15 protein-coding genes are annotated in these 14,897 nt (G+C 54.8%); 3 read left to right on the top strand and 12 right to left on the bottom strand.

The window, feature by feature from the left end; genetic code table 11:
* Positions 1 to 406 precede the first annotated feature (406 nt).
* On the bottom strand, positions 407 to 1,267 hold the full coding sequence (locus ACFFK0_RS14145; protein ID WP_377470894.1) for a nucleotidyltransferase-like protein: 861 nt from the start codon (positions 1,265 to 1,267) through the stop codon (positions 407 to 409).
* Between the two features lie 119 nt (positions 1,268 to 1,386).
* On the opposite strand from ACFFK0_RS14145, the gene ACFFK0_RS14150 reads away from it, so the two are divergent.
* Positions 1,387 to 1,743 (top strand): DUF2614 family zinc ribbon-containing protein, encoded by a 357-nt coding sequence (locus tag ACFFK0_RS14150; RefSeq protein ID WP_377470924.1) that lies wholly within the window; start codon positions 1,387 to 1,389, stop codon positions 1,741 to 1,743.
* Positions 1,744 to 1,807: 64 nt separating this feature from the next.
* Here ACFFK0_RS14150 and ACFFK0_RS14155 read toward each other — a convergent pair whose 3' ends face one another.
* The 7 genes from ACFFK0_RS14155 to ACFFK0_RS14185 all read right to left on the bottom strand — a co-directional run bounded on the left by ACFFK0_RS14155 (position 1,808) and on the right by ACFFK0_RS14185 (position 8,474).
* On the bottom strand, positions 1,808 to 3,574 hold the full coding sequence (locus ACFFK0_RS14155; protein ID WP_377470895.1) for a glycosyl hydrolase family 18 protein: 1,767 nt from the start codon (positions 3,572 to 3,574) through the stop codon (positions 1,808 to 1,810).
* Positions 3,575 to 3,714: 140 nt separating this feature from the next.
* Positions 3,715 to 4,155, bottom strand: a complete 441-nt coding sequence (gene perR, locus ACFFK0_RS14160; protein ID WP_377470896.1) for a peroxide-responsive transcriptional repressor PerR — start codon at positions 4,153 to 4,155, stop codon at positions 3,715 to 3,717.
* Positions 4,156 to 4,201: 46 nt separating this feature from the next.
* Positions 4,202 to 4,663 (bottom strand): GNAT family N-acetyltransferase, encoded by a 462-nt coding sequence (locus tag ACFFK0_RS14165; RefSeq protein ID WP_377470897.1) that lies wholly within the window; start codon positions 4,661 to 4,663, stop codon positions 4,202 to 4,204.
* 1 nt (position 4,664) lies between these two features.
* The gene (gatB, locus tag ACFFK0_RS14170) at positions 4,665 to 6,113 is read right to left on the bottom strand and encodes an Asp-tRNA(Asn)/Glu-tRNA(Gln) amidotransferase subunit GatB (RefSeq protein ID WP_377470898.1); all 1,449 of its coding nucleotides are present in this window, start codon (positions 6,111 to 6,113) and stop codon (positions 4,665 to 4,667) included.
* A 27-nt stretch (positions 6,114 to 6,140) separates the two neighbouring features.
* Positions 6,141 to 7,598: an Asp-tRNA(Asn)/Glu-tRNA(Gln) amidotransferase subunit GatA gene (gatA, locus tag ACFFK0_RS14175; protein WP_377470899.1), complete on the bottom strand. Its 1,458-nt coding sequence runs from the start codon at positions 7,596 to 7,598 to the stop codon at positions 6,141 to 6,143.
* 39 nt (positions 7,599 to 7,637) lie between these two features.
* Positions 7,638 to 7,925, bottom strand: coding sequence for an Asp-tRNA(Asn)/Glu-tRNA(Gln) amidotransferase subunit GatC (gatC, locus tag ACFFK0_RS14180; protein WP_377470900.1), 288 nt, complete (start codon positions 7,923 to 7,925; stop codon positions 7,638 to 7,640).
* A gap of 171 nt (positions 7,926 to 8,096) precedes the next feature.
* Positions 8,097 to 8,474, bottom strand: a complete 378-nt coding sequence (locus ACFFK0_RS14185; RefSeq protein ID WP_377470901.1) for an ATPase — start codon at positions 8,472 to 8,474, stop codon at positions 8,097 to 8,099.
* Positions 8,475 to 8,537: 63 nt separating this feature from the next.
* Between ACFFK0_RS14185 and ACFFK0_RS14190 the strand changes: the two genes are divergently transcribed.
* A complete protein-coding gene (locus tag ACFFK0_RS14190; protein WP_377470902.1) occupies positions 8,538 to 9,662 on the top strand; it encodes a HupE/UreJ family protein in 1,125 nt (374 codons plus the stop codon).
* 51 nt (positions 9,663 to 9,713) lie between these two features.
* Here the strand turns inward: ACFFK0_RS14190 and ACFFK0_RS14195 are convergent, their stop codons facing one another.
* On the bottom strand, positions 9,714 to 10,376 hold the full coding sequence (locus tag ACFFK0_RS14195; protein WP_377470903.1) for an LbetaH domain-containing protein: 663 nt from the start codon (positions 10,374 to 10,376) through the stop codon (positions 9,714 to 9,716).
* An 81-nt stretch (positions 10,377 to 10,457) separates the two neighbouring features.
* Complete coding sequence (locus tag ACFFK0_RS14200) at positions 10,458 to 11,267, bottom strand: cobalamin-binding protein (RefSeq protein WP_377470925.1); 810 nt, start codon at positions 11,265 to 11,267, stop codon at positions 10,458 to 10,460.
* Between the two features lie 115 nt (positions 11,268 to 11,382).
* Here ACFFK0_RS14200 and ACFFK0_RS14205 point away from each other — a divergent pair, with 115 nt between their 5' ends.
* Positions 11,383 to 11,994 carry a DedA family protein gene (locus tag ACFFK0_RS14205; RefSeq protein ID WP_377470904.1) on the top strand — a complete coding sequence of 204 codons (612 nt, stop codon included), beginning with the start codon at positions 11,383 to 11,385 and terminating at the stop codon, positions 11,992 to 11,994.
* 83 nt (positions 11,995 to 12,077) lie between these two features.
* Here the strand turns inward: ACFFK0_RS14205 and ACFFK0_RS14210 are convergent, their stop codons facing one another.
* Together ACFFK0_RS14210 and ACFFK0_RS14215 are read right to left on the bottom strand one after the other, a co-directional pair.
* On the bottom strand, positions 12,078 to 13,202 hold the full coding sequence (locus ACFFK0_RS14210; protein WP_377470905.1) for a polysaccharide deacetylase family protein: 1,125 nt from the start codon (positions 13,200 to 13,202) through the stop codon (positions 12,078 to 12,080).
* A 176-nt stretch (positions 13,203 to 13,378) separates the two neighbouring features.
* On the bottom strand, positions 13,379 to 14,872 hold the full coding sequence (locus ACFFK0_RS14215; RefSeq protein WP_377470906.1) for an ABC transporter substrate-binding protein: 1,494 nt from the start codon (positions 14,870 to 14,872) through the stop codon (positions 13,379 to 13,381).
* Positions 14,873 to 14,897 lie beyond the last annotated feature (25 nt).

Genomic DNA, 14,897 nt, shown 5'->3' on the forward strand with positions numbered 1-14,897 from the left:
GCATGTATTAGGCACGCCGCCAGCGTTCGTCCTGAGCCAGGATCAAACTCTCCAATAAGGGCAGTTCGACTTGCTCATTGATAACACTTGCGTGTTGTTTTCTTGCGAAAACCTCTCACTCGTCATTCAGTTTTCAAGGAGCAATCTCTATCGGCGAAGCTGCTAACTTCGTCGTTTTACGTCACCCATTTCAGCGGCGACTTTCTTAATATATCACATTCGCCGTATCCGATGCAAGCACTAATTTGTACCAGCAAATTTCAAGGTTCTTGTGAGCTGCTGTATTTTCGACTGTTTCAAACAGCCTTCATCAGCGGCGAAAACTAATTTACCACAGATAAAGAATCGAAGTCAAGTCTAATCGAAAAGAAAAAGAAGCCGCCCCGCAGGCGGCCCCTTAATCACCTTAAAGCGTATAACGAAGTTCAAGCTCCAACTCGACATCGTTCGTCATGGCCACTTCACGGATCAGCGACTTCTTAACAAGTTTATTCAACAAGAGCGGCAGGTCTGCGCTAATATCCCGCAAAGCCGGGAGCCGCTGCAGCTCCGCGGCGCTCCACGGTTCTTCGCGGCTCTCCAAAATGTGCAGCAGCGGGACGCAGCAGCGCTCCATCTTGGACATAACGGAGAACTCGCAAGCCAGCAGAACGAGCTGAACTCGCTGTTTTACCGTCTCCCGGCTGGTCGTTAACTCTTCGTACAGTTTATATACTCCGGGATTCAAGCTTCGAATTTGCCGCCAAACCGTGATCTCCGGATGATGTCCTTCTTCGATGATCACGATACGGGCCCAATGCTGAAGCGCCTCGAGAATATTGTTATACGCATCAAGCAAATGTTCGTCCAGCAAATACTCTTTGCTCTGCAAATAGGTACGGAGGAAGCGGCTGAACTCCACCATAAGCTTATGCCCTCTCAGCTCAAACGGAAATTCCAATACCTTGTGCCGAAGAGCTTCGAGGTAAGTGTCACGATCCAAAAGAATCTCTCCTTTTAGCAGCCATTGAATCAAGTTGCGGCTGTCCCCCATGATCCACTGCTCCAATTGATCGGGGTGGACCCACTTTTCTTGTATATGAACGCCCTCTCTACTATAATGATGAATGTAGTCCGAACGGTCCAAAGAACGCGTCACGATCAGAAGCAGCAGATCGAAGCCGTCCGTCAACGACGGAAGCTGATTCGGGTTCTCGACCGCACTCACGCTGCATATGTCCGGATCCAGTCGAAACCGGGCAGCCAGCTGCTCCTTCAATGCTTGCATATCCATCCTCCGCAATACAAAAATTCAACGCTTAATTAGTTCTACATCTGGTTTCGGTTTCCTGCCGAACACAGAGCTGTTTTAACAAGTTTTCTTAACGGAAAGTAGGCACATCCATGATCCGATTCAAATCCAGCAAAGTAAACGAATTTCGGCTATGGGGCTTGCTCCTTACGATGGGCGGTATGCTGCTTATGATTCTCGGCTTGGCCGGAATCGTGTTCAATTGGGGACAAGCCGGCAAAATTATGGCCGTAGTCTTCATGATTATCGGCATGATCAGCATGCTGCTCAGTATGGGCGTTTATTTTTGGGCCGGCATGCTGTCGACCAGCGCAACCGTTATCGTGTGCCCGGAATGCGGCCGCCAGACGAAATTGCTCGGTAAGACGGACCGCTGCATGTACTGCAAAACGATTCTCACGCTGGACCCTAAAATAGCAACGGAACACAACGTCCAGACCGAGCAAGGATAGTCGATAAACAAGCACGAAGAAGCTGACCCCCCCATGCCGGGAAAGGTCAGCTTCTTTAATTGCGCTATTTCAAACCATCCTCAATCCATTTCCACGTTTCCGGCAGCTCCATGCCTCTTCGCCAAGTAGCTACGCCCCCCAGATTGTACTTCTTGACCAGCTCCAAGCGCGCCTTAATCGACACCTCGTCCTCCAGCCAAATTCGCTTCAGCTTGTTGTCTTCCATAAATTCAACGTAGTTCTGACCGATTTCCGCCTGGAATACGGGAGTTAACTTTTTATCCGTGAGCAGCTGCTTGATCGTGTTCATGCCGACCGACCTCGGCTTGCCGTCCGACTTGCCCAGCGACTTGCCGTCCTTCGTTTCTTCCGCCCAGATCCGGGTATAATAAGGAATGCCCAGCACGAGCTTGGAGGAAGGCACTTGATCTTCCCGCAAGATGCGCGTGATAGAATTCTCCATCCACGGCAAGGAAGACACCGGCCCTGACTTCGGGCTTGTAGCCCAATGCTCGTCATACGTCATGACCATCATGTAGTCTACGGTTTGAGCCAGCGCTTTGCGGTCGTAGAACATCGACCAGTTCTCGTTGGTCGATTTCGGCGTCACATCAACGGACACGACGGCTCCCTGCTCGTGGAGCATCGGCGTAAGCTCCCGCACGAACTGAGTGAATTCTTCTTTGTCCGCCAAATTGACATTTTCGAAGTCAATATTAATGCCTTGCAGCTTATACATTTGGACGAAACTTACGATTTGTTTGATGACCTTGTTGCGGCTGTCGAACGTGGCGAGCGCTTCATTCGTCCGCTTCGGGTCAAACCCGTTGCTGAACAGCGCCCAGACGTGGTACCCCCGATCCTGCGCCCATTTGACATATCCGGCATCGGCATTGTTCCTCACCGTGCCGCTGCCGTCGGCCAGGTTGAACCAGGTCGGAGATACGACGTTAACGCCTGGCATCGGTCCAATCGTTCTCACATCCGGATTTTTGTCGATGACATGCTCCCAGGTCAAGTTGACCAGCCCGGACATAGGCTTAACGGAAGCCGCTGAGGTAGCGGCAGCAGGTGTCGGAATCGTCTCCACGCGATCCAAGACGACGTCCTGTTTGCGCATGTAACCGGTAATCCCGTTCGGAAGCTGAGTCTCGTACCATTCGCCTTCCGCAGCCTCTCCCCAGATCAGCAATGCGTCTTCGGCCTTAATATCCGCGACAATCGGCGCTTTCACGGTAGGCTTCGTCCGCATTACGGCCGTCTTCTTATCATTTGCAGCTTGCTGCGCAGGCTTCGCCCATTGGAGGGTGTCTCCGGCCTTCACGAGGATGACGGCACCCGTATCTGCGGATTCGCGAAGCTCGATCGGGTATAAACCGCGCAGTGGGTCAATGGGAACGAGGACCGATTTGCCGGCCTTCTCGACCGGAAATTTCAGCGTAAGCGGTTTATCGTTCAATTGAGCAGTCAATGCATCGCTCTTCATACGCAGCACCTTATCGCCGGTCGTAACGATGAAGGAGTCGCTTTTCTCTTCATACAACGCGGCAGGATCGATAACCTGGGAGATTAACGAATAAGGCAGCTTCAGACTCGCTTCACTCCCTTTGCCCGATTCTTCCCAAAGCTTTCCCTGATACAGGATCGGTTTGCTGAAGCCTCCGAAATCCGGCTCTTCATGCGCCGTATTCGGAGCGTAGCGGTTCCATAACATATAGCCTGTTATCGCGGAAGCAGCGACGACACTAAGCAGTACCATCACGCCGGCGAAGCGCCCGGTTCGGCGACGCTGTCCCCGGCCGCCCGTTTGAGCGCTGTTGCGAGCATCCATGAAATGCCGTCACTCCTCTTTCATTCCGATAAATCATACACAATAAAAAAGAACGTATCGACACCCTTCAATGTTGCAGGAAGCCGAATACGTTCTATTATACAACAAATTGATAGAAAGCTAGAACCTCACTGACGGTGTCAATGCGTGGATACTTGGGCGCAGTCCGCACAAACCCCGTACACTTCCAGTCGGTGACCCTTTACACGGAAGCCGGTCTGATTGCGAGCCGCTTCCTCCACATCGTGAAGAGGCGGGTATTCAAAGTCGGAAATCCGTCCGCAAATCTCGCATTGAGCGTGATAATGCTCGCTCATGTCGGCATCGAAGCGCGACGAATTGTCGCCGTACGTAAGCTCGCGAACAAGCCCTGCTTCGATAAATACTTTCAAGTTATTATAAACCGTCGCCACGCTCATGCTCGGAAACCGAGGCTCCAGCGCACGGTAAATGTCATCGGCTGTAGGATGTGTCATCGTGTCGAGCAAGTAGGATAAGATCGCATGTCGCTGAGGCGTCATTCGAACACCGGTCGTCTTTAACTTTGCTAACGCTTGCTCTAAATGTACTGCCGTCGTCATCGCTCTCACCACCTGCTGTCTGTTTTGTTTACCCTATATTGTACGTTTACAACTCTACTTTTGTCAACGTAATAAGCTCTAAATTGGGTGCCAATTGCTGCCTGCTCTGTTCTAGAAAGCCGATCTTCCGGTACAAATTCAAAGCCGGAGCATTCCGCGCGGCGGCAATCACCCTCCATTGCCGTGTTCCGGGAACAAGCTCCTGTATGGCTTCCAGCAATGCTGAAGCGATGCCGCGGCGGGAAAGCCTCTCATCGACCATGAGACGGCAAATCGTCACGACATCGCCCTCAACCAGGAAAGATACCGCGCCGACGAGCCGCTCCTCTTCGAAATAACCGTAAAACGTTTCCTTCGATTGACGAAGCGTCGTGATCGATTCTGCAAGCAGCGGAGGCTCGTGGATACCGGTAAGCCGCGCCTCAGCACGATAGGCGCCGAGCTGCAGCTGAAGCAGCTCAAGCGCCTGCCTATTGTCCGCGAATTCCAGCTTGCGGATATTCGCCATATTACAGTGCTTTCAATGCATCGACCAGCAGCTGATTGACAAGGCCCGGGTTCGCCTTCCCTTTCGTTTCTTTCATAATTTGGCCTACGAGGAAGCCGATCGCCTTCTCCTTGCCAGCCTTATAATCGGCGACGGATTGCGGGTTGTTCGCGACGATCTGATCGACGATCGCCTTGATCGCACCTTCGTCGCTGATCTGGACGAGCCCTTGCTCTTCGACGATCTGCTGCGGCGATTTGCCGGTCTCCAGCATCGACTTGAATACCGTCTTGGCAATCTTGTTCGATATCGTCCCTTTCTCAATGAGACCGATCATGGCGCCCAGACTCTCGCCGGTCAGCTTGACGTCGTCCAGCTCCAAGTTGTTCGCGTTCAAGTAGCCGAGCAAATCGCCCATAATCCAGTTTGCGACAGCTTTAGCGTCCTTCGTGGCCTTCAGGCTGTCTTCAAAGAGATCGGCTACCTTCATCGACGCGGTAATGACCTCGGCATCATAGCTAGGCAGGCCGTATTCCGCCGTATACCGCGCTTTGCGCGCATCCGGCAGCTCCGGAATGGTCGCCCGGACGCGAGCTTTCCATTCATCCGAAATGTGAAGGCGAACCAGGTCGGGATCCGGAAAATATCGGTAATCGTGCGCTTCTTCCTTCGAGCGCATCGATATCGTCTTGCCCTGGGCCTCGTCCCAACGGCGCGTCTCCTGAATGATGCGGCCGCCGTCCTCCAGCACCTCGGCTTGGCGCCACTCCTCGTACTCGAGGCCCTTCTGAACGCCGCGGAACGAGTTCATGTTCTTCAGCTCGGTCTTCGTGCCGAGCTTGGTTTCGCCGCGCAGACGCAGCGAGATGTTGGCGTCGCAGCGCAGCGAGCCTTCCTCCATCTTCACGTCGGAGACGTCGCAATAGAGCATGATCGCGCGCAGCTTCTCGAGGTACAGGCGCGCTTCCTCCGGGGAACGCAGATCCGGCTCGGACACGATCTCGATAAGCGGCGTGCCGCAGCGGTTCAAGTCGACCAGCGAGGCGGCTCCGCCTTCTACGTGCGTCAGCTTGCCCGCATCTTCCTCCAGATGAACGCGGGAAATGCCGATGCGCTTCGTTTCCCCGTTCACTTCGATATCGATATAGCCGTTCTCGCCGACCGGCTTGTCATATTGCGAAATTTGGTACGCCTTCGGCGAATCCGGGTAGAAGTAGTTCTTGCGGTCGAACTTCGTATCGGTCGCGACTTCGCAATTGAGCGCCATGGCGGCCTTCATTGCGTATTCGACCGCCTGCCGGTTCAGCACCGGCAGCACGCCGGGATGGCCGAGGCAGATCGGGCACGTATGCGTGTTCGGCGGCGCGCCGAAGGAGGTGGCGCATCCGCAAAAGATTTTCGATTGCGTATGCAGCTCCACGTGCACCTCGAGACCGATGACCGTCTCATATTTCGTAACAGTGGCTGTCATGGATATTCGGTTCCTCCTACGACTGAATTACAGCTGCGGACGCTGCTTGTGATGTTCGGTAGCGCGCTCGAAGGCGTGTGCGACGCGCAGCACGGCCGATTCGTCCAGCGCCTTGCCGATGATCTGCAGGCCGACCGGCAAGCCGCCGGCAAAACCGCACGGCACGCTGATCGCCGGAATGCCCGCCAAGTTGACCGGAATCGTCAAAATATCGTTCAAATACATCGTCAGCGGATCGCCGACCTGCTCGCCCAGCTTGAAGGCCGGTGTCGGAGCCGTCGGGCCGAGTACGACGTCGTAGTTCGCAAATACGTCGTCAAAATCTTTCTTGATGAGCGTCCGCACCTTCTGTGCTTTCAAATAATATGCATCGTAATAGCCGGAGCTGAGCGCGTACGTGCCGAGCATGATGCGGCGCTTGACTTCAGGGCCGAAGCCTTCGCTGCGCGAGTTCAAATAGACGTCGAGCAGATTGCTCGCGTTATCGGTGCGCACGCCGTAGCGGACGCCGTCAAAGCGGGCGAGGTTCGAAGACGCTTCGGACGAAGCGAGCAAGTAATACGTTGCAACGGCATACTCGGAATGAGGCAGCGACACTTCTTCAACGACCGCGCCGAGCCCTTCCAGTACGGCGATCGCTTCTTGTACGCGCGCCTTCACTTCCGGGTCGATGCCGGCGCCCATGTATTCCTTCGGCAGCGCGATGCGCAGCCCCTTGACGTCGCCGGTCAGCGCGCTCAAGTAGTCCGGAATGTCCACCTTCGCCGACGTGGAATCAAGCGGGTCATGGCCGACGATCGACTGCAGCACATAGGCGCAGTCCTCCACATTCTTCGTCAGCGGGCCGATCTGGTCGAGCGACGATGCGAACGCAACGAGGCCGAAGCGCGAGACGAGCCCGTATGTAGGCTTCATGCCGACGATACCGCAGTACGAAGCCGGCTGGCGGATCGAGCCGCCGGTATCGGAGCCGAGCGAGAAGTACACTTCGCCGGCGGCAACCGCCGCGGCCGAGCCCGAGCTCGAGCCGCCGGGCACGTGCTCCAGGTTCCATGGATTGCGTGTCGGGCTTACAGCGGAATTTTCCCCGGAGCCCCCCATCGCGAATTCGTCCATGTTCAGCTTGCCGACGGTTACGGCCTGCGCATCGCGCAGCTTCTTCACGACCGTCGCATCGTAAATCGGGTCATAATTGGACAAGAACTTGCTCGCGCAAGTCGTCGTCAAGCCTTCCGTTACAATGTTATCCTTTACCCCGGCAGGCAGCCCGAACAGCAAGCCCCGCGGCGCGGACGTGCCGATCTGCTCGTCCAGGCTGCGCGCCGTCTGACGAGCCCGCTCTTCGTCGAGCTTCAGGAACGCGTTGATTTTGCCGTCCACCTCCGCAATGCGCCGGTACGACAAATCGACGAGCTCGGAAACGGTGAGCTCCTTGCTCTGCAGCTTCTTATGTAAATCTGCTAACGTAAGATCGAAAACGGACAACCGAGGCTCCTCCTTCCGACATCAGCGTCGGGTAATGAATTATTCCAATACGGCCGGAACTTTGAAATGGCCTTCTTCTTCATCGGGTGCGTTCTTCAGCACCTGCTCGAGCGGCCACGACGGACGCGCTTCATCCTCTCTCATGACATTGACGAGCGGCATAGCGTGGCTGGTCGGCTCAACGCCTTCCGTGTCGAGACGGTTCAGCTGCTCCGCATATTTCAATATCGCGCTCAGCTGGCCGGCAAACTGCTCCTTCTCCGTCTCGCTCAGCGTGAGGCGCGCCAGACTGGCGACCTTCTCTACATCCTGCTTGGAAATACTCACTGGCTAAAGCTCCCTTCCGTCAACCTTGTTCATTCTTACTATTATAACGAAGATCCTTTTCGAACTCAATGAAATAGGCATAACGGAGCAGTTCTTGCGGATGAAAAAAACAAAGCAGCGCATTCGCTTCAAGCGGGCGCTGCAGCACATTCGGTATGAAAAATATATCGATTAGATCCATGCCTTCAAGTTGACTTGCTTAATGAAATCCTCGTTCGACTGCACCTCTTTGCTTTGATCGGCGGAAGGCTCGGCAACAGGACCGTTCATGAGGATGCGGAACAGCTCTTCGTTCCGGGTAGCGAGAGCATAATCGATCAGAGCTTCCTTCGCCAGACGATCCGCCTCTTCCTCGAGCAGCGTCTCTTCCAGTTCGATGTCTTGACTCGTGACGAAGAAATGCTTGTTTACTTTCGGCGCCCGAACGACATATTCGAAAATATTATCCGCATTGCGATCATAAGCGATAATGTATCCGTAGTCGCCGATGGGCAAATTTTGTTCGAGGCTGTCGGCAACGAAAATCACTTTGTTTCCGAGCTTGAGCATCCCCGATTCCCCCTATCCTATCAACTATAGTATTATGGTACTAAAAAAAGAGATTGGTGTCCAATGGCAACCTCACTTCCCGCTAAACAGCGATTTTATACGGTGCAAGCACTTTGCGCAGTCCTCCTGCTATGCATCGCCGTTCTTGCCCGTCCGGTCCCGGCCTCCGCTCATCCTCTTAACAACGGCTATTCGCTCATCACCATAGAAGGAAGGCATCTCCGTTATGATTTGTTTCTGCCGGAGCCAAGCTTGCTGATGTTCGACACCCGAAAAGACGAACGGCTAAGCGAGAACGAACTCGCAGAGCAAAGAGACGGAGTCGCCGCCTTCCTGGAAGAGGGACTGCAATTAAGCAGCGAAGGCGATCCGCTCGATTTCGAGCTCGCCTCCTTCGCCGCTGACGATAAAGAAGGGATTCCGGGCTACACCTTCCACCTCAACTATGTATCCGAGCATCCTATTGAACAGTTACATATCGATTATGAGCTGCTCTTCGACGAAACGGATCCGCAGCACGTCAATTTCACCGTAATCGTTGACGGTGACGACGTGGACCAAGCGGTATTCGACACGCTGCATCGGACGTATGTGTTCACTGCTTTGGGCGGCGGCGGACTGGCCGGCGACCTGCTGCAGTATGGCTGGCTCGGGGTCATTCATATCGCCTTAGGGTATGACCATTTGCTGTTCCTTCTTTGTTTGCTGCTGATTTGCTCCGGCTGGAGAGACGCAATGCGGATCGTGACTGCGTTTACGCTGGCGCACAGCATTACACTGGGCCTTAGCGCCGCAGGCTTCATCGAACTTGGAGATAGGTGGGTGGAAAGCGGCATCGCCATGACGATTGCTTACGTTGCCGCCGAAAACTTGTGGCTGTATCGGGGCCGGCGGCTGGATGCCGCCCGCAGCCGCTCGCTGCTGACGGTCATCTTCGGACTCGTCCATGGCCTGGGGTTTGCCGGTGCGCTGCAGGAAATCGGTCTGCCGAAAGATACGTTCCTCGCTTCCTTGCTCGCTTTCAACCTCGGCATTGAGGCGGGCCAACTAGCACTTGCCGCTTTGGCCCTGCCTCTGCTCCTTCGCTTGCGGACGTATCGCGCATATCCTTATGCGGTCGCGGGCATCTCGGTCGCCGTACTGGTTACGGCCGTTTACTGGTCATTGCAGCGAATCGGTCTGCTGTAAACCTCATCTGTAAACCCGGCCAGCTAGAAACGAGACGCAGCGAAGGACATTTTACCAGTCACAGGCCATGCCGCAGGAACAGCGTTCCTTGCCGAACATCAGGGAATAGCTGGCGGCGAATTCACGGTTAACTCTCTGCACTTCTTTGGCGAACTCCTCTTTATCCTTGGGACGGCTGCTCAGGAGATTCGCCTTTTCCTGAGTATCGATAATGGCCCCCGGGGGCACGAACCTTTCAGGAGCGATACTGACATTTCCGGTAACGATCGCATTGTGGGAAATATAGACGCCTCGTCCGATGATCGCCTGCAGTACAATCGCTTTGAAGCCGACGAACGTTCCTTCGCCGATATAGACGGGACCATGCACGACAGCGCCGTGCGCGACGGAGACGGAGCGGTCCACATACACCGAATAGTCGCGGCCGTTCACTTTAACACGGCCTTGCTTTAAGCCGTGAACAATTACGCCGTCCTGCAAATTCGTTCCTTCACCGATATGAAAGGGGCTGCCCTCATCGGCCCGCACGCTCACATTGGGAGCAATAAATACATTCCGTTCGATCCTGACGTCACCGATGACGCTGGAGAACGGCCCGACGAAAGCCGTTTCATCGATTTGCGGGGCGACCGGGGAAGAATTGAAGCTTGTAGAAGGAGCCGAGTCCATGAAATGAACGAAGCAGTTGGATGGGATGCGCTGGTGAATCGACATGCTACCGACCTCCTGGTTGCAGGTAATTAACGCCTACGCCAGTGTATGCATGCGAACGAACCGGGGCGACTGCCCAGGCGGTTAAGACTCGGGACCGATTCGCGGCTGCTCGCGGGGAAATACGTCCGGATGCAGAAGCGCCGCCAGCTTGTGCAGACCGATCGCGAGCCGTGGCGACGGCCGGCAATAAAACTCCTCTTCCAGCACGTAAATCCGTTCCCCCTGCGATGCGGCTACCCGCTCCCAGCCTGGTCTCGTACGGACCAGCTCCGGCTTCATTTTCGCTGTCGCGATTCCGACCCACACCATACACACGGCATCCGGATTCCGGCTAACGACATCGTCCCAATCGGTCTTGACGCTTGCTTCCGGCATGTCGGCGAACACATTGCGGGCCCCGGCCAGCTCGCTGATCTCGGTCAGCCAATTGCCGCCCCCGGGTGTGAACACCGGCTTCGGCCACCATTCCCAATATAGCGCCGGGCGGTGCTCCGCTTGTTTGCTTCGTTCCCGATACTCATGCAAAATTCCGCTATATTCGTCAAACGCCCGCTGCGCCGCCTGTTCTTGTCCAGTCGCTTCACCGAGTGTCAGCAGGTTGCGGCCGATATCGTCCAATGTACGCGGATTCAAGGTCACGTAGGGCAGGTCCCGCTCCTTCAGCCGCTCGATATTCCGCTCCATACCGGGAACCGTCAGTGACGCCAGCACCAAATCCGGCTTCAGCCGCTCTACGGCGTCCATATCGATATCAAGATCCGAGCCGAGGCGCGGCAATTCGCCGACCTGCGGCGGCCAATCCGAATAATTGTCGATGCCGACTAGCGAAGAAGCTAGTCCAAGACAGCCGGCCAGCTCCGTATTGCTAGGGCAAAGCGATACGATTCTCATTTGCACGTCACTCCTCCTTCCATATTATAGCATAGGTGGAACTGTACATATCGGGCCCAAACGATTACTATGGACGTAATAGAACAGAAAAACGGTAAGGAGAGGAATCGGAACGATGCAGGCGTGGATTACGGAAATCATGAATCAGTTCGGGTATTTCGGCATTTTTCTATTGATCGCATTGGAAAATTTATTTCCGCCAATCCCTTCGGAGGTCATTCTTACCTTCGGCGGCTTCATGACCACGCAATCCGACCTGAACATTATTGGAGTCATTATGTTCTCGACGATCGGCTCCGTCTTCGGTGCGATTGTGCTCTATTGGGTCGGTCGCCTGCTCAGCGTGCAGCGGTTGGAGTCCATCGTCGTGAAATACGGGAAAATTTTGCGGCTTACACCGGAGGATGTGCAGAAAGCGAACAATTGGTTCACCAAATACGGCGTCTGGACCGTCTTCTTCGGGAGGCTTATCCCGCTCATCCGCAGCCTGATCTCCATTCCGGCGGGCAGCACGCGCATGAACATGGCCACGTTCCTGATCTTCACGACGCTCGGCTCGCTCATCTGGAACTCCGTGCTCGTCTATGTCGGCGTTGCCGTCGGTGCATCTTGGGAAACGATCGTCCACTATATGGATGTATACTCCAATTTCGTTTACGCCGGTCTCGCCTTGATCATTGTGGTAGGCGGTTTCCTGTTCTTCAGAAGCAGATTTTTGCAAAAATAATCGGTGCGAAGCCCTTAACGCCAAAAAGCTCCTTCTCTCGTTTGCCGAGAGAACGGAGCTTTATATTTTCCTAGAGAATGTGCTCACGAGGACGCAGACAGCTTGCGAATCCACGTTGAGATGCTTTCCTTCCCGCTGACGTAAATCCGCTTCAGCTTGTAAGGGGATTGCGCCGAGGAAGCGCGGCCCTGCTCGATCGTAAATGCGTAACGGTATCCATTCTCCTTCAAAATGTCCAGCGTAGTTTGGTTAAACTCGCCATACGGGTAGCAGTACACATCGGCTTTGTTGCCGAGTTCCTGCTCGATCAGTCTCCGCGATTCGGCGATCTCTTCCTTCTGCTTCGCCGCGGACAGCTTCGGCAAATGCGGATGCGTCATACCGTGCGGCATGATGTCCCAACCGGATTGATCCAGCTCCTTGATTTGCTCCCAAGTCATATAGCCGGGCGTGCCGACCATGCCGGGGGAAACAAACACAACCGCAGGAACTTCATATTTGCGCAAAAGCGGCATCGCTTCCGTATAGTTATCCGTATATCCGTCATCGAACGTCAGCAGTACGGGCTTCGGCGGGGCGGGCTCGCGCTTTTCCATGATGAGAATAAACTGCTCCAGCGTCAGCGGCGTATAGCCTTCTTCCTTTAAATGCTGCAGCTGTTTCTCCAGCTTCTCGGGCGCAAGCAGCAGCGAATTGTCGGGATCGTGGCCGATACTATGATAATTGAGCACCGGGATCGACACGGGCTCCTCAGACCGCTTCTCGGGAGAAGGGGCCGGGTTAGAAGCCGGTTTCGGTTCCGCAGCGGCGGGGTTCGGAGACTCCGCCGGCGCCGGCTGCGGAGATGCAGCTGCCTGGGGCTGTGCGGATGGCGCCGGCTGCGGTTCGGGCGATGACTGCACGGTCCCCGGCACAAGCTCTTGCATGGTCGTCTGCACTTGCTCCTGCACTTGCTCCTGTATTATCTCCTGCACGGGCTCCGGCACAAGCTTCGGCACAGGTTCCGGCGCGATTTGCGGCTGCTGCAGCGGCTCCGCTGCCGGTGCAGGTGCCGACTCCGGGGCCGGCTGAGGCGCCAACGCTTCGGCTGCATGGGGCGAGGTCAACTGAACGATCCCCGAATCGTTCCTCGTCATAACACCGCCAATGCCGAACGTTACCATCCATAATATTGCAATACATCCAGCTACCCAGAACGTTCTCCGCATGCAGATATCCTCCCATGGGATCGCTGTCATCTCCATCGTGACTGGACCGGCCCTATTACTCCTACTATATTCCGCAATAGAGCAAAAATAAACCGCTCCCGGCCGGGGAACGGTTTATTTTTTAAGATTCGGAAAGCCTGAATTGCCGCAAACCGGGCTCCGAACAAGGGCTGATCTTATTTTGCCGCTGCGCTGTTCTCCTTCTCCTCGGCAGCAGCCTGATCGGTCTTCGCCTTCGTCAGCGCCGCTTGACCTTGCTCCTGCATCGATTTGAGCGCCTCGTCCACCGTCTTCTTACCGTCGACAATCGCTTGAATCTCCGTATTCATTATCGGTCTGAACGCCATAAAGAACCCGACAGGCACCTTCTCAAAATCTTTGTAGTAGGAAGCCGAAGCCGGTTTGAGCATGTAAAATGGCTCGAGACTATGACCGTCTCTTTCTTTCATGTACGCCTTCCGCGTCAACAACGATTCTGTCGATTTCGAGCGCACCCGCGCCATTTCGTCGGAATTTATGTATTTCACGAGCTCCCATGCCGCGCGCAGGTTGGATGCCTGAGCGTTCACCGCAAATATGCCGTTAAGCGACAGCTCATTGCTGACGTCCGGATTGTTCGGATCAACCGGCATCGTGACAACGTCCCAGTTGACCGGCTTCATATCCTTAATCACTTCTTTCGCCCGCTCGAGATTTTGCATCAAATACGAGCCATCCATCGTCATGGCCGCTCTTCCGGCGATAAAGGGATTGCTCTTCAAGTAATCCTCATAGCTTCTAGGCTGATTCATCGGCGCCTCTTCTTGGGGCACGTACACTGCACCCGATTTCAATGCGTCCACTGTCGTCTGCAGCGCCCGCTTCCAGCCGTCCGTCTCCATGGTCACGCTCATTCGCTCGGGGTCGACCGAACGGAGTCCCAGCGTAGCCGCCATCGAACTCAAATACATGTAACCAACTTCTTTACCGCCGTAGTTATAAGCGGCGAAGCCGTAAACGCGCTCCTCCGGCTTGCCGTCCGTCGGAAACCGCTTAGCCGTTTGCAGCAAATCTTCCCAGCTCATTTTATTGGTCGGGAGCGGAACGCCGTATTTCTCGAATAAATCTTTATTGTAATAGATCACATTACTGTAATACTCCGGCGTAAGTCCGTAAAGCTTACCGTCTCCATGTGCCTTCAGCAGCTCGATGACGGGCGGGTGAATCTGATCGATGTCGAACTTGTCCTGCTTGATCACATCGTCCAACGCCAGCAGTCTGCCCTCCGCACCGAGCTTCTCCAATTGATTGAGATCCTGGACGAAGATGACGTCGGGCTTCTCGGTATCGAACAGCTTTTGATACTCTTTCTTGTAGTCTTTGCCTTCGCCGTACATGCCCTGCATGCTGACGACTTCCACATCGATGTTAGGGAATTTGGCGGAGAACATGTTGCCGTATTCTTGGAAGAAAAAATTTTTATCGTGATACATCACTTTGATCGTCGCCTTCTCGTCCTTGCCCATTTCCTTCAACGCGGGGCCCGACGACTGTCCTGAAGCCGTTCCACCGGCCGGAGCCGCAGCCGAGCAAGCGGACAGCAGCAGCGCCGACATGAGCGCGGTAGCGGCAGATTTATACAACGGACGAATACAACCAAAAGCTTGCAATTGAAATAACTTCCTTGCCATAACAGGGTATCTCTCCTTTAATAGA

Source organism: Paenibacillus chartarius (assembly GCF_042432825.1).
Lineage (GTDB): Bacteria > Bacillota > Bacilli > Paenibacillales > NBRC-103111 > Gordoniibacillus > Gordoniibacillus chartarius.

What these genes read in the sequence shown, in the direction of transcription:
- ACFFK0_RS14145 (WP_377470894.1), bottom strand. Translation starts at nt 1,267, where the DNA reads ATGCAAGCATTGAAGGAGCAGCTGGCTGCCCGGTTTCGACTGGATCCG.
- ACFFK0_RS14155 (WP_377470895.1), bottom strand. Translation starts at nt 3,574, where the DNA reads ATGGATGCTCGCAACAGCGCTCAAACGGGCGGCCGGGGACAGCGTCGC.
- perR (WP_377470896.1), bottom strand. Translation starts at nt 4,155, where the DNA reads ATGACGACGGCAGTACATTTAGAGCAAGCGTTAGCAAAGTTAAAGACG.
- ACFFK0_RS14165 (WP_377470897.1), bottom strand. Translation starts at nt 4,663, where the DNA reads ATGGCGAATATCCGCAAGCTGGAATTCGCGGACAATAGGCAGGCGCTT.
- gatB (WP_377470898.1), bottom strand. Translation starts at nt 6,113, where the DNA reads ATGACAGCCACTGTTACGAAATATGAGACGGTCATCGGTCTCGAGGTG.
- ACFFK0_RS14185 (WP_377470901.1), bottom strand. Translation starts at nt 8,474, where the DNA reads ATGCTCAAGCTCGGAAACAAAGTGATTTTCGTTGCCGACAGCCTCGAA.
- ACFFK0_RS14190 (WP_377470902.1), top strand. Translation starts at nt 8,538, where the DNA reads ATGGCAACCTCACTTCCCGCTAAACAGCGATTTTATACGGTGCAAGCA.
- ACFFK0_RS14195 (WP_377470903.1), bottom strand. Translation starts at nt 10,376, where the DNA reads ATGTCGATTCACCAGCGCATCCCATCCAACTGCTTCGTTCATTTCATG.
- ACFFK0_RS14200 (WP_377470925.1), bottom strand. Translation starts at nt 11,267, where the DNA reads ATGAGAATCGTATCGCTTTGCCCTAGCAATACGGAGCTGGCCGGCTGT.
- ACFFK0_RS14205 (WP_377470904.1), top strand. Translation starts at nt 11,383, where the DNA reads ATGCAGGCGTGGATTACGGAAATCATGAATCAGTTCGGGTATTTCGGC.
- ACFFK0_RS14210 (WP_377470905.1), bottom strand. Translation starts at nt 13,202, where the DNA reads ATGCGGAGAACGTTCTGGGTAGCTGGATGTATTGCAATATTATGGATG.
- ACFFK0_RS14215 (WP_377470906.1), bottom strand. Translation starts at nt 14,872, where the DNA reads ATGGCAAGGAAGTTATTTCAATTGCAAGCTTTTGGTTGTATTCGTCCG.